The sequence below is a fragment of the Thalassovita litoralis genome, assembly GCF_900182725.1.
GTDB lineage: Bacteria > Pseudomonadota > Alphaproteobacteria > Rhodobacterales > Rhodobacteraceae > Thalassobius > Thalassobius litoralis.
The window spans coordinates 18,417-43,339 of sequence record NZ_FXTO01000015.1 but is presented as its reverse complement, the minus strand read 5'-3'; the positions used below and the strand labels follow the sequence as shown (position 1 = coordinate 43,339).

The 24,923-nt window shown below is 54.4% G+C and carries 20 protein-coding genes; 12 read left to right on the top strand and 8 right to left on the bottom strand.

The genetic code is table 11. The features are described from left to right. Nucleotides 1-309: 309 nt before the first annotated feature. The 3 genes from FN828_RS12150 to FN828_RS12140 all read left to right on the top strand — a co-directional run bounded on the left by FN828_RS12150 (nt 310) and on the right by FN828_RS12140 (nt 2,850). Nucleotides 310-630, top strand: coding sequence for a hypothetical protein (locus FN828_RS12150; RefSeq protein ID WP_142493750.1), 321 nt, complete (start codon nt 310-312; stop codon nt 628-630). 510 nt (nt 631-1,140) lie between these two features. Further along, nucleotides 1,141-1,335, top strand: coding sequence for a Flp family type IVb pilin (locus tag FN828_RS12145; protein WP_142493749.1), 195 nt, complete (start codon nt 1,141-1,143; stop codon nt 1,333-1,335). A 219-nt stretch (nt 1,336-1,554) separates the two neighbouring features. Next, nucleotides 1,555-2,850, top strand: a complete 1,296-nt coding sequence (locus tag FN828_RS12140) for a hypothetical protein (protein ID WP_142493748.1) — start codon at nt 1,555-1,557, stop codon at nt 2,848-2,850. Nucleotides 2,851-4,249: 1,399 nt separating this feature from the next. Here the strand turns inward: FN828_RS12140 and FN828_RS12135 are convergent. Continuing rightward, on the bottom strand, nt 4,250-4,528 hold the full coding sequence (locus FN828_RS12135; RefSeq protein WP_235891474.1) for a helix-turn-helix transcriptional regulator: 279 nt from the start codon (nt 4,526-4,528) through the stop codon (nt 4,250-4,252). A 211-nt stretch (nt 4,529-4,739) separates the two neighbouring features. On the opposite strand from FN828_RS12135, the gene FN828_RS12130 reads away from it, so the two are divergent. From FN828_RS12130 to FN828_RS12110, 5 genes are all read left to right on the top strand, one after another. Then, nucleotides 4,740-6,503 (top strand): DUF262 domain-containing protein, encoded by a 1,764-nt coding sequence (locus FN828_RS12130; protein WP_142493746.1) that lies wholly within the window; start codon nt 4,740-4,742, stop codon nt 6,501-6,503. Nucleotides 6,504-6,720: 217 nt separating this feature from the next. Next, nucleotides 6,721-9,519, top strand: coding sequence for a sensor histidine kinase (locus FN828_RS12125; protein ID WP_185959008.1), 2,799 nt, complete (start codon nt 6,721-6,723; stop codon nt 9,517-9,519). Nucleotides 9,520-9,607: 88 nt separating this feature from the next. Then, nucleotides 9,608-9,805, top strand: coding sequence for a helix-turn-helix domain-containing protein (locus FN828_RS12120; protein WP_142493744.1), 198 nt, complete (start codon nt 9,608-9,610; stop codon nt 9,803-9,805). Between the two features lie 313 nt (nt 9,806-10,118). Further along, nucleotides 10,119-10,496, top strand: coding sequence for a hypothetical protein (locus FN828_RS12115; RefSeq protein ID WP_142493743.1), 378 nt, complete (start codon nt 10,119-10,121; stop codon nt 10,494-10,496). A 39-nt stretch (nt 10,497-10,535) separates the two neighbouring features. Beyond that, on the top strand, nt 10,536-10,667 hold the full coding sequence (locus FN828_RS12110) for a helix-turn-helix domain-containing protein (protein WP_142493742.1): 132 nt from the start codon (nt 10,536-10,538) through the stop codon (nt 10,665-10,667). A 182-nt stretch (nt 10,668-10,849) separates the two neighbouring features. Here FN828_RS12110 and FN828_RS12105 read toward each other — a convergent pair whose 3' ends face one another. The 3 genes from FN828_RS12105 to tnpA form a co-directional block, all read right to left on the bottom strand. Continuing rightward, a complete protein-coding gene (locus FN828_RS12105) occupies nt 10,850-11,275 on the bottom strand; it encodes a helix-turn-helix domain-containing protein (protein WP_185959007.1) in 426 nt (141 codons plus the stop codon). Nucleotides 11,276-12,148: 873 nt separating this feature from the next. Then, nucleotides 12,149-12,538, bottom strand: coding sequence for an NYN domain-containing protein (locus FN828_RS12100; protein WP_185959006.1), 390 nt, complete (start codon nt 12,536-12,538; stop codon nt 12,149-12,151). A 1-nt stretch (nt 12,539) separates the two neighbouring features. Next, complete coding sequence (gene tnpA / locus FN828_RS12095; protein ID WP_142493739.1) at nt 12,540-13,001, bottom strand: IS200/IS605 family transposase; 462 nt, start codon at nt 12,999-13,001, stop codon at nt 12,540-12,542. On the opposite strand from tnpA, the gene FN828_RS12090 reads away from it, so the two are divergent. Both FN828_RS12090 and FN828_RS12085 read left to right on the top strand, forming a co-directional pair. Continuing rightward, a complete protein-coding gene (locus tag FN828_RS12090; protein ID WP_328592210.1) occupies nt 12,960-14,285 on the top strand; it encodes an RNA-guided endonuclease InsQ/TnpB family protein in 1,326 nt (441 codons plus the stop codon). The two genes, tnpA and FN828_RS12090, sit on opposite strands and share 42 nt — an antisense overlap. A gap of 849 nt (nt 14,286-15,134) precedes the next feature. Then, entirely contained in the window at nt 15,135-18,080 is a 2,946-nt protein-coding gene (locus tag FN828_RS12085; RefSeq protein ID WP_142493737.1) for a DUF4214 domain-containing protein, read from the top strand. Nucleotides 18,081-18,100: 20 nt separating this feature from the next. Here the strand turns inward: FN828_RS12085 and FN828_RS12080 are convergent, their stop codons facing one another. Next, nucleotides 18,101-18,568, bottom strand: coding sequence for a bactofilin family protein (locus FN828_RS12080; protein ID WP_235891473.1), 468 nt, complete (start codon nt 18,566-18,568; stop codon nt 18,101-18,103). Nucleotides 18,569-18,579: 11 nt separating this feature from the next. Next, complete coding sequence (locus FN828_RS12075; RefSeq protein ID WP_142493736.1) at nt 18,580-20,373, bottom strand: ABC transporter ATP-binding protein; 1,794 nt, start codon at nt 20,371-20,373, stop codon at nt 18,580-18,582. 121 nt (nt 20,374-20,494) lie between these two features. Here FN828_RS12075 and FN828_RS12070 point away from each other — a divergent pair, with 121 nt between their 5' ends. Continuing rightward, complete coding sequence (locus FN828_RS12070; protein WP_142493735.1) at nt 20,495-21,412, top strand: glycosyltransferase family 25 protein; 918 nt, start codon at nt 20,495-20,497, stop codon at nt 21,410-21,412. A 5-nt stretch (nt 21,413-21,417) separates the two neighbouring features. Here FN828_RS12070 and FN828_RS12065 read toward each other — a convergent pair whose 3' ends face one another. After that, nucleotides 21,418-22,671: a glycosyltransferase family 4 protein gene (locus FN828_RS12065; RefSeq protein WP_142493734.1), complete on the bottom strand. Its 1,254-nt coding sequence runs from the start codon at nt 22,669-22,671 to the stop codon at nt 21,418-21,420. A gap of 75 nt (nt 22,672-22,746) precedes the next feature. Next, nucleotides 22,747-24,165, bottom strand: a complete 1,419-nt coding sequence (locus FN828_RS12060; protein ID WP_142493733.1) for a glycosyltransferase family 4 protein — start codon at nt 24,163-24,165, stop codon at nt 22,747-22,749. 201 nt (nt 24,166-24,366) lie between these two features. On the opposite strand from FN828_RS12060, the gene FN828_RS12055 reads away from it, so the two are divergent. Then, on the top strand, nt 24,367-24,849 hold the full coding sequence (locus tag FN828_RS12055; protein ID WP_142493732.1) for a hypothetical protein: 483 nt from the start codon (nt 24,367-24,369) through the stop codon (nt 24,847-24,849). The last annotated feature ends 74 nt before the right edge of the window (nt 24,850-24,923 follow it).

The window sequence follows — 24,923 nt, the reverse complement described above, 5'->3', positions numbered from 1 at the left end:
CCTCTCATGGCAATCTGCGACCATTCCAACGCCCCCCGAACTTGTTACACTGCCGGTAAAAAGTTGGGCCCCCACCCAGAACTGATACCAAAGTGGTGCCTGAGAATACTTGGACTGCAATCCTGGCACCTGCTCACCCTAAGGAATAAGGCATAACTATGGCAAGAAATGACGTCATTTCGCCTCTTTTAAAGTGACAACCATCCCTCTTCCGGAGACAATGGCGAATGAATCTCCGACTTGTTTCCAGAAAGCACCTAACCTCCATCCCCTGAAGGGGAAACCCTTCAGAATCGAAAGTTAGGAGAGATGTCATTTGAACTGGAAATCAGGCACCCAGCTGCCTTTCCGGTGCCAGAAAATGCACGAAATCTGCCGCAATCTTGCCTGCATCGGATGGTGAGGTCAGTTCCAACCTCAAAACTAGGACACCTGCATTTTACCATGATAAACCTTATCAAACATTTCTGTCGCAACCAATCGGGCGCTGTGGCCGTGAACTGGGTCGTGATCGCCTCCGCCCTTATTGGGCTGACGGCTGCTGTCTTGGCAACAGCCACCACATCTCCAAACGGGTTTCTCAGAAATGTGGTCGCAACACAGGCTCAAAATGTGCAGGCCCGCGACTGAGGAATTGCAGCGATGCCAGCTTGCCTTCCGTGATGATTGTGAAGTTGCCGGTAAGGAAGACCACTTGCAAAAGGGCGAGGCTTTTGAGGGATGGAATCACCCTTGCGCGCGAAATTGAGGATGACCGTGTTTTTTCGACCAAAATGCAGCTTGGTTAAGGTTACGGTAGATCAGGGTTTTTATCAGGCAGCCGCTCGTATCGCCTAAGCAACGGTTCGTGGGATATCGCTACAGCGTTTATTTGTCAGTCACCCCCTATCCTTACGCCAGCTCTTATAGAACCCAGTTGAGCTGTTGGCATAAGCCAGTATTTAGCAGGAACGCTGCCACTTACATGCTGGAAAGCTGATGCGAAAAAAGTCCGGAATTTTCCTCTAAAACGCACAGATCCCTCCTCATTCTCGCCCGATTCTGCCGTCATCTTAGCTCCATACCGCGATGGTAAGGCAAAAGATGAGGGGCCTGTCAGTGTCAAAGCGGTTCAAGCTTAACCTGAAGAGGGACATCACAATGATCAAATTCATCAAGAACTTCCGCAATGACGAAGACGGTGCCGTAACGGTTGACTGGGTCGTGCTGACCGCAGCGGTTGTGGGTCTGGCCATCGCAGCATTCAGTGCTGTGGAAACCTCGACCTCGGGTCTGACCACCGAAATGACCACGGCTCTGGATGGCGCTGACGCCACCACCACCATCGGCGGCTAATAACCAACTTTGAGTCCGAGAAGTATCCTTTCGGAAGTGTCACGAAGGGTCGCGGTAAATACCGCGGCCTTTTTCTAATGGTTCCTCCCCCCATTTCGGACGGATGCTACACTAAAAACACTTCAAAATGTAGCTATACACCGGGACATGATACTTGATCCGGCTGCGGCAGCCCCCCAAATCACCCTTCTGAGCAACCACAAGACCAATGAGCCGCGCATGATGGATTTGGACATTCCTCTGGTTTTTGACGCAGCTCCAGAATGGCCTGCCCACCTCGCTCCCCCAGTCCTGCACTATAAAAGTAGCCCCTATTGCCCGAGTAAAGATGGCAAGGTTCAACCTATATTGCGCAGTCGGAGTCTTCTGACGCCAGATGTCGATCTGAACGTTTACAAACAAAAGGCGGTCATCGACTGGGTGCAAATCCGCATAGCAACCCCCGAAGTTCATCAGGCTCGCAACATGCAGCCGGCCATCACCAACATGCTGAAAGCTCTGGGCGCAAACGGAACAGTTTACGTGTCAGGCCCAAAAGAAGAGAGGCGATATATTGGCAGGGACTTCCTGGTAAAATTCCAGCAGCCTGAACCCAAAACATTGCTCCCGGTCCTGGAACAAATCATCGACAAATATGCAATCACGACATCCGCAGCGAATATCCCTATCACCGGGATCGAGATATCTGTGGATATCTACGTCAAGCATCCCCATGCGATGGCACCACATGAGGCCAATCTGCTGCGCTGGCAAATGACTGATATTTTGCGTCGTCATCTGCGTCCGGCCCCCGTCTTGACCGAAATGGAACAAGGTTGGCCTAGATTTCACGGGGCACCGCATGATCCGGAAAAGGCAACATTTTTAGTCAATCCGACGGGCAAAGATCTGAGCCCCGGCCTGATTGTTCTGGCCGCCAGATTGGGTCTCGACAAGCAGCGCCTGACAGCCTTGGACCTCAAACAGCACGCTCAACCCAAAGTTGACAAAACCGGATATATCGGGCCGAGAAAAGGGTTGGTAATGTTGCGCACGATGGACAAAATCACGGATCGGCGCGATCCCCTAAAAGGGACATTTGTAACTTTACCCCTTGAGCGTCAACGCAGCCGCCTCGAGGTCACACTGACCGGTGCCGCCGATGAATGCGGTGGGCACGGGGCCGTCCACCTGAATACGATCGGCGCATTGTATCGGCACAGCTTCAAGGAACTTCGCAAGCCTTTCTTCGATTTTTTTCTGCCAAGTTTCGGCAAAACCTGCGCCACCAAAGAACTCGACGTGAAGGTGACATCAACCGAGCAAAAGGTTTTTGCGCGCAGTGGCGTGTACGGTCTTGATCGGCTCCACCGTGCTATCGAAGACCTTCAAAGTCAAAGATACGCAAAAAGGCTGATCGCCTCCCGCCCAACGCGGATGTACGAAAAGGGTCGCTTGGTTGCCTGGAGCCCCTTCAATCAAAAGATTTACCGCGCCCTCAAACAACTCGGCACAGACTGGAACCGGCACGGCTGACCTCACTTCAACCAGCTACCCCGATCTGCATAAGACCACCCCATCTTTATACACCCAGCACCGCGACTGGAATGCCCCTGAGGGTCGCTGAGACGCGCGCTGAGTGCGCCCGCGTGACCCCAGTAACCCCAAACGCTCAAATTCAGCAACGCACTCAGAGACGCGTTTTTCGACAGCCCAGCTCATAGAAAAAGAAGCCCAAGTCCGAAATATCGACAGCCCCAATCCAATCCAGACCCTCCCGCCCCGAAAACTTTTCTTAACAAATTTCTGACGCCTCTCCGTCTCCCCAAGCACAGCACTTCAAGCTAGCTGCATTGTTTCAAACAGACACCATCGCTCAACCCCCTCAAAGCGCTCCCTATTAGCTTATTTCTTCCCCCACACTCCCCTTCGACCATTTTTCATTCTAAAATTTTTTAAAATAGCGGACACGGGCAATTCACTCAGAGCGGCCTCCCCCCTCCAGACGCTTCAAACTCCGCTGAACCGTCGATACGGACCACATCCCACCCCGAGAAGTCCGCAATCCCTCCAAATTCGCCGCCTCTGCAAGCTGCCGCAAACCCACAGCTCCATGCTCCTCCCGCAATCGATCACGCAACTTCAACAAAGCTTCAGCCACCCGATCCGCTCTGATCCTCCGCACCCGCAGCGACATCTGCGTCGCCTTCGCCGTTTGCGCATTCCCAGACGCCCCCCGCGCCTTCCGTACCCCCTCCAACCCGATCCGCCCCAAAGCCAGCTTCAGCAAATCCCCCAATTCCCCCTGCGTCAGATCAACAAACACCTTCCCCCGCTTCAAATCATAAAACCGCCCCCCCAACGCACGCAGCTCCTCCACCAACGCCACCGCACCCTCAATCGTCTCACAGCGCGCAAACACTCTCGAAAAATCATCGATAAAAACCGGAGCGTCCACCTCACGCGCCACCGTCAATACCGCCCTCAACCTGGGCAAGTCCGACAACGAACGCACCCTCCTCCGATAATCGCAATAATACCTACACACCTGATCCGGCAGCCTCTCCTGAACCCAAGCCTGCAAAGCCCGCGTTTGCGGCAAACCCTCCAGATAAGATTCCGGTCGCAATGTCGGATTGGGTCCATAAGAAACGAAAACATAACAAAGCAACATGACAAAACGCTTTCCCATTTACGTTGAAGCAACGTTAATGCAATATCCCGTCACCCATCCAAAATCCACCCTGCGGACACCTGGCCCATCCCCTGACGCCAAAAAACTGTCACAGGCCCCCTCCGAGCTGCCAGATAAAAACCCACACCAGCATCAGCACTGTACACAAGTCATATCACGCTAAAGTTGAAAAATCGGCCCGCAGAATATGCCCTTTTCTGTCAGCACGACAGTCCGGTCATCCCCCCCAAAAAACCCATATCACTGCGGTTCGGATGGCTCCTGCACGCCAGAATCCATCTGTTCATATTGCCGCTCCACCTCAATCACCAGATCCTGCAACCGAATACCCAATCCGGAACTGAGAGCATATAAAGCCGAAAGCGAAGGCTGACGACGCGCCGTCTCCAGAAACGACACGAACCGCGTTGAAACATCAGCCCGTTCCGCCAATTCCTCCTGCGTCAGGCTGGCACGCTGACGCAGTTGCGACAGCACCACCGAGAAGGCAATCAGCAAATCTTCGTTCTGTCGTTTCATGCGGTTAGCCATCCCGCATGGCTTGACACCCCACCACGAACAATTGTTCTATTAGGTCAAAATGCCCAAAATGACCGGATGCCCGATGATCACGACCTAATGCCAAGGCCTGGCCAGCTCCACCGACCGGCCTGCACCTGCCCCTCCCCTTGCACCGTAACGCGTGACCCTCCCGATCCGGCATCGGTCCGCCTTTTCAGTCAGGTACCCAATGAGCTATTCCACCGCCACGATCGGAACATTACTCGCCGATGTGAATCACCGCTATTTTCTTCCAGCCATTCAACGCCCCTATGTCTGGGGACCAGACCAGGTGATCACGCTGATGGACTCCCTTCTGAAAGGCTACCCGATCGGCTCTTTCATGTTCTGGGCTATCACAGAACCACTCAAGCAAGAGTTGCGGATCTATAATTTCATTGAAAACTGGCAACCCGGACTGCAGAATACACCAACCAGCGCTGACGGACGTGACGCAATTCTGGTGCTCGACGGCCAGCAGCGTATGACCTCCTTGCTCATCGCTCTGCGAGGTACCTTCGCCGAGAAAGCCAAATTCAAGCGTCGGGCAAATCCGGACGCCTGGGAGACCAAAACACTCTATATCGATCTGCTGCACGACCCGGAGGAGGAAAACGAAGATGAGGACGCTAACCTCGGGGTCAGCTACGGGCTGCGATTTCATACCCATCCGCCCCGCAGTGATTACCGGCACCACTGGTTCCGGCTTGGCGACATCCTGAACACATCGCGACCCGATCAGCTTGAACAGCTGCTGATACGAACCGAAATGCGGTTGCACCACGGCGTCCACCCTTTCCAGCGCAAACTGGTCCGCAAGACGCTGCAACGCCTCCATCAGGTGATCTGGCAGGAAGAAGCCGTCAATTACTTCACGGAAACCAGCGACTCCCTGGAGCGGGTGCTCGATATCTTTGTCCGGGCCAATGACGGTGGTGTCAAACTGTCAAAATCCGACCTGCTGATGTCGATGATCACGTCAAAATGGCAAAACGGCTCGGCCCGCGAAAAAATTTACGGCTTCGTGGACCACATCAACAAATCCCTGGGCGCCCGCAATGCCATCAATAAGGATTTCGTCCTGAAAGCCTGTCTCATGCTGTGCACCAGGAACGTGCAATATAACATCTCAAGCTTCACCACCGAAACCATCGCACATATTGAGCGCGAATGGGACGCAATCCAGGATGCCGTTGAACGTGCCTTCCGCTTCCTCAATGGGTTAGGCATTTCCGCCGAAAACCTGACCTCGCTGAACGCCGTCCTGCCCATCGTCTGGTACATGTACCAAACCCCCGGCCTCACCCTGCGGGGCTCCTCGATCTTTGAGCAGCAAAATGCCCGCGCCATCCAGCGCTGGCTCCTCAACAGCCTCCTGATGGGCGTCTTTGCCGGCACCTCGGATCGCACTCTGAAAATTGCCCGCGAGACCCTGATCGAGGCGGGACAAAGCAATCGGGATTTCCCCGAACAGCAACTCTATCATGCACTTGCCATCGGTGGGCGACAAACCCAGGTGGATGAGCGGGCCATCGAAGATCTTCTGGCACTCAGCTACGGCAAACCCAAAACCTTCCTGATCCTGTCCTTGCTCTATGAAGGCCTCGATTGGAATGGCACCAGCTATCATATCGATCATATCATCGCTCAGGCCAGAACAGCACGGCGCCTGCTGATGAGCATGAATGTGCCGGAAACACGGATTCAGGCAATCGAAACTGCCGTAAACCGGGTTGGAAATCTGCAGTTACTCCCCGCTCAGGAGAATCTGGAAAAAGGCGACATGCCCTTTGAAGCCTGGATCAGCAGCCGCTCCGACACCTACCGCCAACACCATCTGATCAGTGACCGGCCAGACCTCTGGAACCCGCTGATGCTGCCCGAATTCGTTGAAAACCGGGAAACGCTGATCCGTGAGCGCCTGCTCTCGCTGACATCCCGGATGGTCGCGTAGCTGCCCCTACGTCAATCGGTCTGACGCTACCAATATGCAACAGGCCTTCGGAAAATAACGCGAACAACACTTCATTCGGGCATTGAAATGACCTATCCGATAGGAGGGGGTCTACGCAGCATTCCGGCGCACAGCGTGTTCATAACAGTCAAACAGAGTCTACATGCCCTCGCCCAAAACGACCTCCCTTCCCCTTGGCCTCCGCTTGGTATCCTGGGTGAGCTATCTGGCTGTTCTGATTGTTGTTGTCATTTTCTTTCTGGTGGAACATCAGGTTGCAACCATCCGCCACAATCTGACACAACAGCAGGATGCCAACCATCTGGCGACAGCGACGGCCAACCGGATCGCCGAGAACCTGGGACGGAAATTTTCTATTGCCCAGGTCCTGAAAAGCGCCATCATCCTGCACCCGGATATCAACCAGACCGAATTCGCGGCATTTGCCCAAACATTGATGCTGGACGAACCCGCCATCCTCGACATCGCCACGATCAGGGATCACAAGGTCACGCATGTCTATCCTTTCGAGAAAAACCATGCCCTGATCGGTCAGAACCTGCAGCAGAACCCGGAGCAAATGGCCGTTCTGCAGGCTGCGGAGCAAACCAATCAGATTCTTCTGCAAGGCCCTATGCCACTCTTGCAGGGCGTGCCCGGCTACATCATCCGCCAACCGATTTTCCTGCAAGGACCAGATGGCGAAAAAGAGTTTTGGGGTACCGCATCTGTTGTGCTCGAAGAACACGCATTACTGGAAGACCTCGGCCTGACCGCCCTGACGGATCGCTTCGACATTGCTGTCCGGTTCCAATCCGGCACCCAACCGGTCTCTCAGGTCCTCGGCGACCCCGCGCTCTTCAAGTCTGACGCACAAATCAGTGACTTTCAAAGCGGCACGACAACCTGGTCCATAGCCCTGGCCCCCAACACAACACAGGCCATCGCCCCGTGGGCGGGGCGCCCCATGCAGATTCTCCTCCTGATCTTCTCCAGCCTCGCCCTGCTCATCGTCTGGTACCTCGACTATCTGCGGCGAGAAGCCTGGCAAAGCTCCGCCCGCCTCCGGGCCTCAATAGAAGTGCTCCCCGACGGGTTCGCCCTCTATGACACGGAAGATCGTCTGGTCCTCTGCAATAACCGCTACCGTCAAATCTATGCCCAAAGCGCACCCGCCATCCGTCCCGGCCAGAAATTCGAGGACCTACTGCGTTTTGGGCTGAAACAGGGTCAATATCCCGAAGCCGTCGGACGAGAAGAGGCTTGGCTGCGAGAACGGCTGGCAGCCCATAATGCCGCAAACTCGATTCTGGAACAGCAAACCGCAAATGGTCAATGGCTACGGATCTATGAGCGCGCCACGCCCGAAGGCGGACGCGTCGGCATTCGGGTCGATATCACCGAACAAGTCGAAAGCCGCCAGCGCGCCGAGCTGGCCGAACGCCGGTTGCAAGAGGCCATCCAGGCATTGCCTGTGGGCTTTAGCCTCTTCAATCAGCGCGAAGAACTTGTCATTTATAACAAGCTGCCAGAGCTCATCGACCCGTCTCAAGTCACCGCCTCAGGCCCCCTGACGCTGGGCCAGTTCGCGGATCTGCCCTGGCGCAACAATCCCCGCTTCCAACTCGCGGACCGTCAGGAAAGCTCTTTGCGCGCCTTGCTGCCGCATATCCGCAGCACATCCTGTGAGTTCCTGCTCTCGCTGGATGGCGATATCGAATATAAATGCTTCACCCATCGCACCTTCGAAGGCGGCATCGTGATCATCTGCGTCGATATTACAGATATCAAACGCAACAAGCAGCAATTGCAAACCACCAATGACACACTGCGCCGGACGCTGGCGGAAAAGAACGCTCTCGAACAGCGTTTTGCAGATGTTGCCAATACCAGTAGCGAATGGTTTTGGGAGCAGGATGGCGAGATGCGCATCACCTTCCTTTCAAGCGGTTTTGAACGGGCCACCGGTTTGTCCCCCGACAACATCGTCGGGTTCATCCGGGAAGAATTAAGCGAACCCGCAACACCCAATGAAAGTCTTGAAACGCTTCAATCTGTCATGGCCAGACAAGAGTCTTTCCGTAATTTTATCTATCTGCTGACAACGGCAGAGGGCAAAGATATCTGGATCCGGACCAGCGGCAATCCCATCTTCTCCCCCGAAGGGGAATTTCAGGGCTATCGCGGCGTTGCCGCAGATGTAACCCAACTCTATTCGGCCCTGAAGAAAGCCGAGCATGCCGATGAAGCCAAAACGCAATTTCTCAGCGTCATAAGCCACGAATTGCGCACCCCGTTGACCGCAGTCATCGGATACAGCTCGCTGCTCTCTAACACCCAAATGCTTGCCGGCTACCAGACCCTGAAAAAGCAACTCAGCGAAACACCCAACCCCGGCATCGCAGCCGGTGTCGACACCTTGGTAACAGAAGTGACAGGTTTCGCACAGAAAATGCGATCTTCAGGCAAACAACTGCAAACCCTGATCGATGACATTCTGGACCTGGCCCGGATTGAAGCCAACACGATCAAGCTCGACATTCAGCCCATCAAGGCTCAACCTCTCATCGAATCCGTGGTTGAACAGATGCAGGCGCTTGCCACGGAAAAAGGCCTCGAACTCACTTGGGACGCGGAAGATGTCACGGTCGCCGGCGACGACGTACGCCTGCGCCAGGTTCTGTTCAATCTTGTCGGCAACGCAATCAAATTCACCCAAAGCGGCTCAGTTTCCGTCACCTGCAGGCAGGATGGCGACAAGATCCGCTTTGATGTGGCCGATACCGGTATAGGCATCCCCCAAGAACAGCAGGCTCGGATCTTCGATCGATTTGTTCAGGCAGATAACAGCAGCACCCGGACCCATAAAGGGGTTGGGCTCGGCCTGTCGATCTGCCGGGACCTCCTGCATCTGCAGGGCGGCACAATCCGGCTGGAAAGCGAGCCAGAACACGGGTCACGGTTCATTTTCTATCTGCCAGTCCAACCCACGGACCAACAAGCCGCAGCAGGCTAGCGGACAACACAGCGCCTGATCTGCAACAACGTCTGTCCTGCCGCCTGACAGGGCTGCTGCGCCATGCCAGACCCTATGAGAAACGCTTATGGTCAAACTGCCTTTTGAAAAACATCCGGTCGCGCAGTATCTGGGGATTCAATCCGAAAGCCTTTCACGCAATCTGGCAAAGCTGAAAGCCCATGGCATCCAAACGATGGCAGACGGGATCGACATCTCCAACCCGGGTGCGCTTCGGGAAATCGTAGGGGAAGAGTCCCTCATGCTATGCGATCTGCCAGCCTGACATACATAGCCAAAGTATCACTATACAGTACTCGAGATTAAATCATACACAAGAAGCTCAACAGATTACACAAACCCAAGGATAGCTCCCCGCCGCACACCGGCGACCGGGACAGCCCCCAATAGCCCCGCCAATCCCTCTAGGACTTCCCAGTTCTATAAGTGGCTCTATACAGGCCCAACCCGTCCCGTTCCCACCCGGAGCGTCCGGGCAAATCCTGCGCCCCCCCCCACACGCAATCTCCCGCCGATCCTGCCCCGCAGCCGCATAACATCTCTTGATAAACGCCGGCGAAAACCCCCATGACACTGGCATGCACGCTATACCCACACCCCTGCGCCATCTGACCCCTACCACCCTGTTCATCGCCATGCTGCCCGGCATGACACTGGCAGATATCGCGCCATACGCCGCCCGGCCCGAGCCGCTCTGGCAAACCGCCACGGATACCTATGCCATCTCCGGCGATCATGTCATGATACGAGGCTACGACATGAAATTGGAAGGACTGACCTGCCCAGACCCGGAGACAACACCCGGACGCGCAGCGAAGGCTCTGATGAACACATATCTGCGCACCAATATGGTCTGTCATCTGACAGGCAAGGAGGGGGCAATCTGGCTGGGGCAATGCAGTGCCAATGGCAAAGATGTGGCCGATGCCATGCAACAGGCGGGCTATTGCTCCTGATCGGTGAGGTTGCATCGCACAGGGCACCGGGCGCTGAGAATGAATCAGGACGACCTTGCAGCCCGTGCCAATGTAGATCAGAGCAATCGGTCAAAAATCGAACGCGGCAAAATGCCGGCCACCATCGAAACCTATCTTAAGCTGCTGTCGGCCTTGGAGATTAACCTCTAGCCGAGAGCCAGAGCCGAAAACTGCACCAAAAATAATTAAGGGGGTGAAGGGCTGCGCCGCTTTGGGGGCGCACAGCCCTTCGTGAACGTCCCAAGCCTACAAAGGATGTTCAGGTTTCGCATTTATCACCATTGGTGTTCCGGAGCAATCTGCGGATGGGAGACGCCCACCCTTCCAAAAGCTCAGTCCGACGCCCCGACGTCCGTTTGTGGATCATCTCCCTGCGCGGCCAACAAGGCGCTGATACCTTTCAGGGCTTGGTGTAAAGGGGACTCATCCTCGGCCCCGGCCTGCACCCCCAGCATGCGGAGCATCATGACCAAACCGATCTCAGCATCTGAGAGCGGAGCTTTCAGCGCTTTCAGCAGCGCAGCATGCACCACCGGATGATAGTCCTCGAGCGCGGTCATCAGAAATTGGCGCTCATCCATCTCGAGCACCTTGGCAAGCGCAGGGATTCGATCCAATGGCACGCGAGCTTCACCGCTTTTGAGTTGTGAGAGCATATTCTGGCTGTTGAAGCCGACCCGATCGGCGATCTCGCGCTGGGTGAATTTTGAGGCGTCAATTGCTTTGGCCAGCATCCGCGTTGTGGCAGTTTTTGTCATCAGAGTTTCCTTTCGAATGATTTTTTCTGATGACATTTGATAGTGAGCACACACACAGCCTCAGTGCGAAGCCGTCATTATTTTGCGGCCCAAAGCAGTCGCACAGACTGCAGGACAACCAGCCCGGATCCGGCGCATATCCACCACGCACCAAATCCGATTTACACTGCAGCAAAACCGATGGTAAACTTTCCTTGCGGCATACCCCTAAACTAAAGAATTATGTCGCAGCGAAGAGCGTCCCAGTGAGGTGGCAGCCCCCTGGAGTCCTACGCTCTTCGCACCCCCAACCCTCTGAGCGACACATAGCAAGAAAAAGATGCGCATATACGCACGTCGCAATACATCCATGCGCAGAGCGCACAGGACCCATGCCAGAGCGCGACCTTACTGAAAAGCGACGCGGGGCAGCTAAAACACGCAAGCAGCACTCAGCGATGAAATGACGCGTTCCTGAAGAAAGCCCCCCTCACACGCAACTGCAAGGCAGCCATCGATCATTATCCCTGGCAGAAAAGCCCCGCGATCAACCCCTGCAAGTGCGTGACAGATGCAGGAATAGATTGGCACCACTGCGCATCAGTGGGAAGTGGGCAAGGTTCTGACCCCACTCTTGGAGTAAGTGGGACTGTCCGCCCATACACGGAGAAGCTCACATGACAGATTTGACAGGACCTGCAGGCACCGAGATTATTGGGGGCTGGACAAAGCGGACAACCTGCTTATGCGACCGTCTGCCATAAGGGTCTTCCTTCTCTGCCTGCTGCAGAAGATAAAGCCCATTCAAAATAACCTCATGAACGCCCCGATAGTCACCTCTCTCAACCCGCCGGGTCACATAGCTCAATTCCGGTCCATCAAGAAAAAAAGTTTTCATCGTTCTGCGCTCCATCGCCGCCGAACATTATGCGAGGGAGAAGGGCGACTGGTCAAGCGGCTCATCAGAGGCAAATCAAGCCGCAATTCTCCAGCCTGATACCCACCCGTGACAAGCCACCCCTCCTCGCGGAGTTCAGGAAACCTGTCTGCCCAATCCCGATAGCGGTCATTCGTGATAATCGATGCCCCATGTTTGCGCGCCGTTTCCAGGATCATGCCATCCGCCTGCACGCCCTTCGGGACAACCGTGACCTGCTGACGGGATAAACCAAGCTTTTCAGCCATCCGCTGATCATGCTGGTAATGACCACTCAGAAGATAGCCTGCATTCGCGTCAAAAAAGAGCGCTGGAGAAAATCCCATCTCATCCAGCAGGTGTAACAAATCATGTGAAACCTCGTGGGATACCCCGTCCTTCAGGGTGGGGAGGAACGCGAGAGCGGCCCTTGGCCGCTTCCCGCTGTGATTTGACATATTCGGCGATTACCGACAGGGGGACGCCGCCGCAGCTTGCAGCGAAGTATGACGGCGACCAAAGGACACCCTTGTGATAGCGACCGGTTATTTCAGGGCGGTTTTCGCGCAGCAGGCGACTTGATACACCCTTGAGACTGTTGACCAGCCGTGACAATGCAACCTTGGGCGGATAATGCACCAGCAGGTGGACGTGATCGTCCTCGCCGTCGCACTCGATCAATTCCGCCTCGAAATCCCGACAGACTTTGGCGAAGATGTGGCGAAGGTCGCGGATAGCAGGCTCCGACAGCACATCGCGGCGGTATTTCGTAACGAAGACCAAGTGAGCATGCAGCATGTAAACTACATGCCGTCCAGTTCTGTAATCCATATTTGCTACCCTTGGACCAATTGCTATACTGGCACTATGATCCAACGCGGCTACCGTTACAAACTTAAGCCCACGCCTGCGCAAGATCGGCTGTTCTCGCAGTGTGCCGGGGTGTGCCGCCTGATTTACAACCTCGCCTTGGAGCAGCGCCGCGACCATTGGCGAGCCTTCAAGCGCCAGACCGAGAACAGCATCAGCTACCCCAGCCAGGCGCGGGAACTGACCTGTCTGCGCGCGGAATACGACTGGATTGCCGCCGTCTCTCAAACCTGTCAGCAGCAGGCCTTGCGCGATCTCGATCGCGCCTATCAGAACTGGTTCAAAGGCATTGCCAGATACCCCAGTCCGCGCAAAAAGGGTCGAAACGACACGTTCCGCTTTCAGGGCAGGGAAGTGCAGGTGCGAAAGCTGAACGACAAATGGTCTGAGGTGCGCCTGCCCAAGATCGGATGGGTTAGGTTTCGTGACACCCGCCAACTTGTCGGCAAGCTGAACAACGCCACGATCAGCCTCGCCCCGAACGGCTGGCATATCTCCTTTGTACTGGCGATTGAGCATGACGCCCCGGCCAGTATCGCCCCGGCGGTTGGCGTGGATCGCGGCGTGGCAAATACGCTGGCCCTGTCGACGGGTGAGCGGCTTTCCGTCCCGGCCAGCCTCGAAGCCCTCGAACAACGCCAGAGACGCGCCCAGAGGGCGCTTAGCCGCCGCAAAAGGGGCAGCAAACGATACGCCAAGGCCAGACGCCGTGTGGCCGCCCTGAGCGCCCGTCGCGCCCGTATCCGCAAAGACTGGCACCACAGAACCAGCCTTGAGCTCAGCAAGCGGTTCGGGACTGTCGTGATTGAAGACCTCAACACCAAAGGCATGACCGCCAGCGCTAAAGGCACTGTTGCAGAACCGGGGCGCATGGTGCGCCAGAAGTCTGGTCTCAACAGGTCTATTCTCAATCAGGGCTGGCATATTTTTGAAACCTTACTCAGCTACAAGCTGGAAGAACGGGGCGGAGAACTGATTAGGGTTCCCGCCCAGCACACGAGCCAAACGTGTTCGGCGTGTGGTGCAGTTGACAGTCGGAGTCGCAAGAACCAAGCGAGCTTTGTCTGCACAAGCTGCGGCCACTTTGAAAACGCCGACACCAATGCGGCAAAGGTGATCTTGCGTCGGAACACGGCGTCTATGTTCGTGGAGGAAGGCTATTGGGTCTCCGTTGAAGCGAGAACTATCGGTGAGGCAAAGGGCCAAACCGGAAATCTCCGGCCTTCAGGCCGGGGAAGATGTTAAGTAAAGGCGCCCACCCAGGACTGTTATTTTGCCAATACATCACATTTGATCCATCCACGATGATAAGTTCACCGCTCTCTTGATGCGAACCACGCCATAACAGATGCCGGATCAGAATGAGTGCAGCCGCTATGGCGACAGGCCCCGTCAGCAGCAACCAATCTGAATAGACAGGTTGCATCGCCGCAACGACAGTGCCGATGAGTGACAGGCTCAAAAAAATCAAAACTAGTATCATCAGACAGACCACCTACCTTAACAAGAAGATACTATGCACCTTCCCTGAATCCTCTTCCAGCCCGCTACTGATTTATTTCTCTCCCTCAGGATGCCTGACCGGGCCACTGATTTTGAGAAATGCCCATCAGAAAAAACTGCGAAACGGTTGAAGTGCAAAATTGAGTTTTGCTGCGTGAAACGAAAACCCGGTTTTGGCGTAGTCACATCGTAGTCATATCGTTTCATTTGAATGCAAATTAACCCCATGAAATAAATTGATATTTTAATCATATGTTGCTAATTTGCAGCTGAAACAGATCATTTTGCCGCCTGTGAGAAAATTCATTTTTCCTCCATCTCGGACCACACCGAATCATTCCAGAAGCACCGGACCCTACTTGTCAAAACATCTGCAAAAAAGCCGAAAAAACTATCTGGCCATGCTTTGGATCCCCAAAGTCGGTTTTTTCAGTCGAAAATCCTTTGGATTCCAGCCTTGATCGGTTCGCCTCAGCAAAGACATAGTGAGGCTTAACATCTTCCCCGGCCTGAAGGCCGGAGATTTCCGGTTTGGCCCTCTGCCTCACCGATAGTTCTCGCTTCAACAGTTACAGGAAAGTCATTTAGGTCATGCGTGAGCCCGGCATATATATTGAGGCCAAAGATCTGGATCTGCTCGGCACCGTCCACCTCTACCTTGTCTATCTCGATGCCACCGGAAATGAATGGATTTTACGCTCTGGTCCCTCCGGTTCTGTGTTCAGCAGCCTCATGCTGATAGAGGTCAATACCCCTATAGATGTTTCTCCGGATGCCCGCGGCGGTCTTTCACCTGAAGATCGAAACTCGACAAAGCTTGAATTTGACGGCCTGAGCGATGACGAAGCTTGGGCCATCATGGTCCGGTATTCCCGGGAGTTCCAGACCAATGCCTACGAATATCAGGTATTCGGTACGAACTCTAACAGCTACATCGGCGCAATGATTGCCAGCACCGGACTTGATCCCTATACCAACCTGCCCGTTGGCATCAGCAGCTCGCAAGCCGTTGGCATTCAATACTACTCCGATATGGTCTCGGATATTACCCCACCGCCCAATGGTGATGTTCTGGGCACCGATAATGCCGACATCCTGATCGGCATCCAGATTGATGAACGCATTTATGGCCTCGAAAGCAGCGATGAGCTCAATGGCGGAGCGGGCGATGACGAGCTTTACGCGGGGGCCGGAAACGATACACTGACCGGCGGTGCCGGAAACGACACCTTCATTCTCGCCCCCGGGTATGGCGCCAACACGATCACCGATTTTGAGATTGGGCAGGACATCATACGCCTCATCGACAGTGAATTTACCTCTGCCGCTGAAGCCCTGTCTGCAATCAGCAAGCCACAAGCCGATATCTCACGCATTGAACTGAGCGATGGCAGCTATCTGGACATCTATCACAGCAGCCAAGTCGGCACACCCCTGACACTCGCCAGCTTTCTCGTCATCCCCTCCACAAGTGGAAACATCACACCAACCGGTGGCATTCTGATCTCCGGGGATGCTGTTGAAGACAGCCAGCTTTTCGCCGACAGCTCTTCGCTGGACGATCCCAATGGTCTTGGACTTCTATCATACCAATGGCTGCGAGACGGAACGGCCATCCCCGGCGCCATTGACGCCATCTATGACCTGACCCAAGCTGATGTCGGCACCCAAATCAGCGTCTTCGTGAGCTATGTGGATGGCGGTGGTACGCCCGAAAGCCTGTCAAGCGCCCCCACCGAGCCGATCAAAAATCTGAACGATGCGCCAATCGGAGATATCACCATTCTTGGCCTGACGAGAATGGGAGAACTATTACGAGTCGATAGCTCGACTCTGGAGGATCCCGACGGGCTCGGGCTTCTGTCTTACCAATGGCTACGCAGCGGAGGCATCATCCCAAATGCCACTGACGCCACCTACCGGCTAACCCAGGCTGATGTTGGCGCCCAAATCAGCGTCTACGTGCGCTACACTGACGGGTTTGAAACACCAGAAGAACTTCTATCCGCCCCCACCGAAGCGGTAGCGGCTCTCAACCACCCTCCAACCGGCTCTGTTGGCATTCTCGGAACCGCGCAACAAGGACAACGGCTGTGGATCGACAGCGCAACCCTGGAGGATCCCGACGGGCTCGGGCTTCTGTCTTATCAATGGCTGCGGAATGGGGCCGTCATTCCCGGTGCCGATGACGACATCTATGACCTGACACAGGCCGACATCGGCACCCAGATCAGCCTGATCGTTCAGTACACGGATGGGCTGGGCACATTGGAAGAGGTTCGCTCAAATCCCACCGAAGCGGTGGCGGCTCTCAACCACCCTCCAACCGGCTCTGTTGGCATTCTCGGAACCGCGCAACAAGGACAACGGCTGTGGATCGACAGCGCAACCCTGGAGGATCCCGACGGGCTCGGGCTTCTGTCTTATCAATGGCTGCGGGATGGGGCCGTCATTCCTGGTGCCGATGACGACATCTATGACCTGACACAGGCCGACATCGGCACCCAGATCAGCCTGATCGTTCAGTACACGGATGGGCTGGGCACATTGGAAGAGGTTCGCTCAAATCCCACACCACCCGTCACATCCACCGGAGAGCTTATCATCGGAACCCCCGACCCTGACGCACTGATTGGGACGGTTGGAAATGACACGCTACAGGGGCTGGCAGATGACGATCACCTCACCGGGGCTGGCGCGAACGATATCCTTGATGGCGGCACCGGATATGACACGGCTTTCTACAGTGGTGCGCAAACGAGCTACACGCTCACGCTAAGCCCTTCGGAAATACTACTCACGGATCGTCGGGAAAACGGCAACGGCACAGATACCCTGATCAATGTGGAACTGCTCGACTTTGAGATTGAGGCCTTTGCGTTTGACTTTGATCTGACAAAGTTTGCCGGCCCTGCTGGCATCGCAGCAGACGACCTCTCCGCGTTCATCGAATTTTACATTGCATATTTCGACCGCGCACCGGACGCCGTCGGTTTGTTTTTCTGGGCGACCGCCTTTGCGGAAGGAACAACACTTGAGGAAATCGCCAGCCTCTTCATCGATCAGGAAGAGACCCGTGGAACCTACCCCTCCACCCAAGCATCCGCAGATTTCGCCACTGCAGTGTACGAGAATGTTCTTGGTCGCATCCCGGATCAGGCCGGATTTGAATTCTGGGTCGACCTGTTGGAGGGTGGTACTGTAAGCCGAGACCAGTTTATTCTGGAGGTTCTGCGGGGAGCCCATGCTGAACCTCCCATTGACGCACCTCCCGAATTCATTGCCCAACAATTGGCAGACCGCGCCTATCTGGAAACGAAAGTGGATATCGGCGCGTATTTCGCCGTACACAAAGGAATGTCAAATGTGGGCACAGCCAGCACAGTGATGGAACTGTTCGATGGGTCAACGGACAGCATTGACACCGCAATCGCCGCGATCGAACTTTACCATACCACTGCCCTTGACGCAGACACTGGCGAGTTCCTGATGCCCCTCATCGGCGTATTGGAAAGCCCTTTCATCACGGAAACCTGAGGGGAGGGTTATCTTCGCGTTTATCGAGCCCCTTGAACGCGAAGATAACCCTCTACCTGAGCGCCGCTTTCAATCTCAAGATTCCGACATGTAATATCTGCCGCAACCCGTGCCGTAACCTTCAAGGAAACAGCCTCGCCTGTAATGGTTCCACCACTCTGCACTCCTTCAATGGTAACATTCCGCGCACGGATATTGCCATTGATGACCCCGTTTTTGGAGAGCACCAATGTATCAGCCGTCACATCCCCGGTGATAACCCCACCAAACTCCAATATCCCATCTGCAACGAGATCCCCGCTGATGGTGATATCGTCCTGAATAACCGAGCGCCGTCGAGCCACAACATTGACAGACTGCTGAGTGGTGTTTTGAGGGCGACCCATTTGCGTCCCTTTGTCTGATTTGCTGAACATGGCTTGCCACCCTTCGATATGCTGATCGGCAGGATACAGCGTCAACCCCACAGGGCAAAGTCGGGCGCTCACATCCAGCGCCCTTATCGCCCATATCCTTGCCGCTGTGACACATACATGCCCGAATAAAGGCCTTCGGCCTGCATCAGATCCGCATGACTGCCCTGCTCGACGACCTTGCCGCCATCGAGCACATAAATCCAATCTGCATGTGTAATTGCAGAAAGCCGATGCGCAACAATAATCGTCGTCTTTCCTTTTGCCAGACGATTGAATGCACGCTTGATCTTCTCTTCCGTTTTTTGGTCAAGCGCAGAGGTCGCCTCATCCAGAAGCAAGATGGGGGCTGAGCGCAAAAACGCACGTGCAATCGCAATGCGCTGACGCTGCCCACCAGAAAGCTGGCTCCCCTTCGGTCCTAGCGCCGCATCCCCACGCACCCGGATCAGATCCGCAATTTCAGCCGCCTCGGCCGCCTCCCAGATTTCTTCATCAGATGCATCGGGACGAACATATTTGATATTCTCCCAAATCGAACTGTTGAAAATAACAATATCCTGCGAGACGACCGAAAATGCGCTGCGCAGGTTGGCAATCTTGATCTGATCGATTGGCGTGGAGCCAATCTCAATACTCCCCCCCTGTATCGAATAGAGGCGGGACAACAGACCCAGCACCGTCGTTTTACCTGAGCCAGTCGGCCCGACGATCGCCGTGGTCTTCCCCCCTTGAAACGTCATGTTCAGATGGTCAAAAAGCGGGTTCTCGGGATGATAGCAAAAGGTCACATCTTCAAGCGCAATATCCGCATGAGGGTCGAAACGCTCGACAACACCCTCCCGATCAAAGATCGAAGGCTTTTCACGATACAAAGAACAGATACTTTCAAGGATCACTAGGTTGCTTTGCAGCCGCACAAAAAACTGGGTCAGCTGTCGGGCAGGATCAAAAACCAGCGCTAGGCCCAGCAGGAATGCAATAATGGCCGCCCCATCGAGGTCATAATCGGGGCTCAGCACCATATATCCGCCTCCACCGATCACCACCACATAGACAACGGCCGACACCATATCGACAGAAGGCAAGACCATCGCCTGCGCGGCCTGCAGGCGTATGGACAAATCTTTGATACCCTGCGTCGCCCGAAACAGGTGTTTACGCTCCTGCGGCTCCTGCCCGGCGATCTTGACCGTGCGCATACCGTTGGCCATCTCTTCGATGCGCCCCATATACGCCCCCATCGCATTTTCAGCATTTGCCTGAATATACTTAATGCGATCAGAAACTTTCTGCATGATCAGAATGATCACTGGCAAAATAATCGCCGCCGTCAAAAACAGTACCGGGGACTTGTAGATCAGATAGGAAGAAATGATCACAACTGAAGCGGCATCACGCACGGCATTCACCGTCGCCTGCCCGACAAAATGGCTGAGGTCCTGAGCCTGGCTCACCACACGCAAGATGATATCACCCGGTGTCGTGCGCTCAAAATATTTGAGGTCGAGCGTCAACAGATGGTTAATCAGATGCTGGCGCATTTGCAAAACAGCATCACTTGCCAACCAGACAGACAAGCGCGGCACGGCGTATGACATCGCCCCTCGCAAAACAAAGAGCAAAAACACCATCAGGCAGACCCTGACCAGATCTTTCAGCTCCCCGCTCTCAAAAATCACCCGCAGGCCATTCTCCGTCAGAGACAGAAACTGCTGATAGACAAACCCCTGCACCAGAATCATGCCCAGCACGACAAAAAGCCAAGGCGTCTTCTGCTTGAGATAGCTATGCCAGAACCACAGCACATTTTCCCGATCCCGATCCGTCCAAAAGCGAGAGCGTTTCGCCGACTTCTTACGGAACAGATTGACCTTCATGCGCTTTTCTAACCCTATCGGCCCTTGGTGCCTTTCACTGCCCGCTGCCGCTATTACTCAGCCTCAGGCGCAGAAATACTTTCTCGGCTGCTCTTACCGGGCCGTTCCGCTTTGAGCAAGCATGGCCAGGCCGACAAGTCTCTTCAACTCAGAACGCTTTATCACTATAGCAGCAACAGGTTTCACGGACGGGCTTTACCCGCAGACTCACAAGGCACAGCTTAGCGTTCTCATGATTGATCACCCCCCAAAAATGCAGAAGGTGGCCTATCCCGTCTATCTGATCAATCTGGATGACAGCACCAAGCGTCTGGAAACCTCGGAGCGTCAGCTCGCACAACACCATATCCCATACCACCGTATCTCCGCCATTAACGGCAAGGGGCGAACCTGCGCAGACTTCCCGGAATACAACGCGCGCAGCAGTCGGCGATATTATGGGCGCGACATGACAGGGGGCGAGATCGCCTGCCACCTGAGCCACATCAAAGCACTCCAAACCTTTATCGCTTCAGGTCGTTCGCATTGCCTGATCCTAGAGGATGATTTCCTTTGCAAGGCGCATTGCTGGGAGATCGTTGATGCTGTCTCCGCCCTAGCGACAGAAGGAGTCCTAGGAGACTGGGACCTGATCAATCTGACGCGTAAAGTCTCTGGCTCTGGCCTCAAATCGCCGATACATATGATCGAAATTGGCTCCGACAGAACAGAACTCTATAATGCGTTCTACTTCCCAACCCGAGCAGCCGCGATCATGTGGAGCAGAACTGGGGCCACCCGTTTCGTGGAGCAACACGCGATACCATTTTGCCCAATCGACCATCTATTCCGCAAATACGTCAGTGAAACCGGTCGAGGCCTCGGATTGAGCCACACTCCCTTCTGGTTCACAGATGAAGATAGCGATATCATGGCGGCATCCCCCACATGGGAAAAGCCCGCCAAGGTCAGCTTTTATCGCATCAAGGAGTTCACCCGCCAGGCCAAGTGCATCTTCAACGCATATAGGCAAAAACGAGCTTTTGACGCCAAGCAATAGCGTCCCTACATCAGCCGTCCAGCAAAGCCACGCAGCTCCACTGCCACTTGCCGCCAAGAACGCATACTGTAAGCATGCTGCGAAATTCTGGCCTTCAGATCGGCATAAAAGCTCTCGTCTTCAAAAACCGTCATCAGATGCGCTGCCAGTTCGACAGGCTTTTCAGGATCGAAATACAATCCCAGATCCTGCACCACCTCCCGCATGACCGGGATATCCGAAACGATCGCTGGCGTACCCAGCCAAAGCGCCTCAGCAGCGGGCAACCCCCATCCCTCTATATAGCTCGGCAACACAACTGCCCGGGCTCCTTTGTAAAGCAAGCCAAGCTCTAATTGTTCCGGGCTGATCACCGTAGTGATTTTATCCCTGATGCGCGCATATCTGGGCTCGTCAATGAGCCGCATGACCCGCTTGCGATAGGCTCCAGCCAGCACAATATCAGGCGCTTTTTGCTCAGCCTCTTCCAACATCAAAACAGCGTCTAAAACAATTTCGAGATTTTTACGCCCTGGCATCGACCCGACACAAAGGATGTAATCCTTCAACGCCAGCACACCCTCTGTGACAAGCTCGGAGCATCCTCGAAGCTCATAGGCCAGTGGCACCACGCGGACGTCTTTGGCCTCAGGCAAAAGTCCTGCAGAGGCAAAACGCAAAATCTCATCCCGGGTGAATTCCGAATTCGCAATAACCATTTCGCAATTCTCGAGAATATACCGATTATCCTTCAGAAAATTCTCATTGTACTTGCGCTTTTTCATATCATGCAAAGGGATCAGATCATGCAGCATCGGCAATAACCGCGGCCGCTGCCCCTGTTCTTTAAGACAATGCATATAATCGGATATGATACGTGGCTGGCTCAATGAAATCAGCACCTTCCCATCCATATGCACCTCTTTGACCCGCGCTGACGGGATCATCTCCCACCGTTGCTGATCAGAACCGCGACGCAAAAGATCTGAAACCACCCTTTCCAGCCAATGACGCACATGGGCACGGCTCCGACGAAGCCGCTTCGGACGAGCCTGGGGAGGCAGATCCAGATCCAGAATACGATCAGGGTCCGTCTCATCAATGATGGGGGCAATCTGGAAAAACCGTTTGTGATAGGGCGAGAAGATAACAAACCTGACATTCTCGTTCATGAGAGCCAATTCGTAACCGACCTCCTGCACCGTGCGTGCGATACCATAATACGGCACCTTTTCACTCATCGCATAGAAGAGTTCCGTCAAATCAAAGTAAATGAGCATCTTCTCTGCCTTTCGCTTCACAATGCGCCTCTGCGCTGCAGGGGGTCGCCCGATCCTGCTACACCCATTCGGATACTATTCAGGCTTTCTAACCGCAGCCAGCAAGTCTGAAGCCACCATATCCCAACTGCGCAGTTCGGTTTGTGCGATACGGGCTTCCAAAGCTTTTCGGTAATCCAAATCTTCAAGGAGGTTCACACAGGCCGTCTCGATGCTGCTGAGGCTGTGTGGATCGCAATATTCCACCATATCTTCCCCCACTTCAGGCATTGAGGACGTATTGGAGACAACCGCCGTCTTTCCGTAACCCAAACTCTCCCCGATCGGCAGCCCCCACCCTTCGTAAAAGCTCGCAGTGATTGTAAAGAGGCAGTTGCGATACAAATATTCCAACTCCGAATCCGTTGGAGATTCAACAATTTCCACCCATCCTCCCAGATTGCCCGTCGCAGACATCAGCGCCGAGAAATCGTCGATCAGCCAGCCCCGGCGGCCCGCGAAAACCAGCTTGGGTAAGTCCCTCTCCCCCTGCCGCCGCAACCGGTCCCAAACCGTCGCAACACGCCAGATGTTCTTTCGAACCTCCATCGTCCCGACCACAAGGACATAATCCGTCTTGGTAATGCTGCGCAGATAATCTGGCATCTGAGCCCCATACCGGTAGGCTTCATATCTCTCGTGAAGCATATCGGGAGCCTCAACAGTCACAGCCCCGGACAATCTGGACTGGGCGAGCGGCACAACCGTCACCTTCTGGGTGGCTGATCGGCTCTCTAAATATTCCTGAAGATCCCGGCCTGTACTGCGCGAATTGGCGAGATAATGAGTCACAAAACCGGTTGAACGCTCCAACCAGGCCGCAAAACGGCGACAAATATCACCTTCGGTATATTGCGGCACCACAAGGGGGATCAGGTCATGCAAAAGCACAGACACCTCGACACCCCGCGCATGTGCCTGAACCAAAAACGGCTCTAAATCAGATGGAAACCAGACATTATCAAGTGCGATCAGTTGATCCCCTGGCTTAGCGACATTGCCGAAATCTCTGGGTTGACCCACACGCGCAACAGCGCCTGCCCTCTTGCCGCGCCGCGCCGCGCGCCATTCCTGAGCGCTTAGCCCATTCCGCGTAAAATGGCTTTTGTGTCCAAAGATTGCATAGAGATCTCTCTTCCAGATATACAACTGACGCTTCAGAGGCCGTTCCGTATATTTACCCATAGCTGGCAACGCCTGAGGGCCCCGCACGACACCAAGAAGGTCGCACAGCGTTTCGATATGGGTAAGATCGACCCCCATCTCCCTTGGCAACAAGATGGCCTTATACGACCGGGAGCGGCGATCCGAATAGGCAAGCCAAATCGGCGCATCAACAACCTGCTGCGCCGCTTTCGCAATCGTCATCACACTGACGCGTTGGATACCAGACAGCCGGGCATTACTCTTGAGATATCGACGCAGATCGGTGACATCGAAAAAATACTGTGTCATGGTCTAGCCCGTATTATGGAAAACAGCCGCATCTTGGCCTTCTAAGAGCAACACCCTATAGGGTAAATACCAAACCACCACACTACATTCAGTGGCTTCAAGTCTTCAAAGTCATAGCCTTGTGTCATACCCCCGTCGCGATAGGGCCCAAAGGACAGCCTCCAGTACGCGACCGGGCACCAGCACACAAAGGGAGGAACGATGAACAACAAAACCCTTTTACGATTGATCGCAGTATTATTCTGGATTCCGGCAATATCAGCCTGCGGCTTCACACCTGTGTATGGCCCCAATTCTCAGATTGAGCAGCAATTCTCGGGTATAACCGTTCAAGAACCTGCCAACAGAAATGAATATCTGTTCGTGCAAAATCTGGAAACGCATATCGGGCGCGCAAGCGCACCAGATAAAATGCTTCAATATACCCTCTACGTTTACGAGCAGAGCATGCTTCAGGGCTATCGCGCCCATTTGGTTGGAAAGGTGGATTACAAGGTCATTTCAATGTCAGACCAGACCGTACTCTATGGCGGGTCCGCAGAAAATTTTACAGCTTATAACATTCCCGCAGAAACGCTGGAATCTCTGAAGAACGATGCGTATTCGCGATTGATGCAAATTCTGGCCGATCTGGTGTATCGGGATCTGATCGTGAAGAATGCAGCTTACGCCGACGCCTCCTGAAGTCAGCCTGAAAAATAAAAACCCGCCTTCAATCCTGAAGGCGGGACAAAGCCTAGATGGAAAGTTATGTCCTC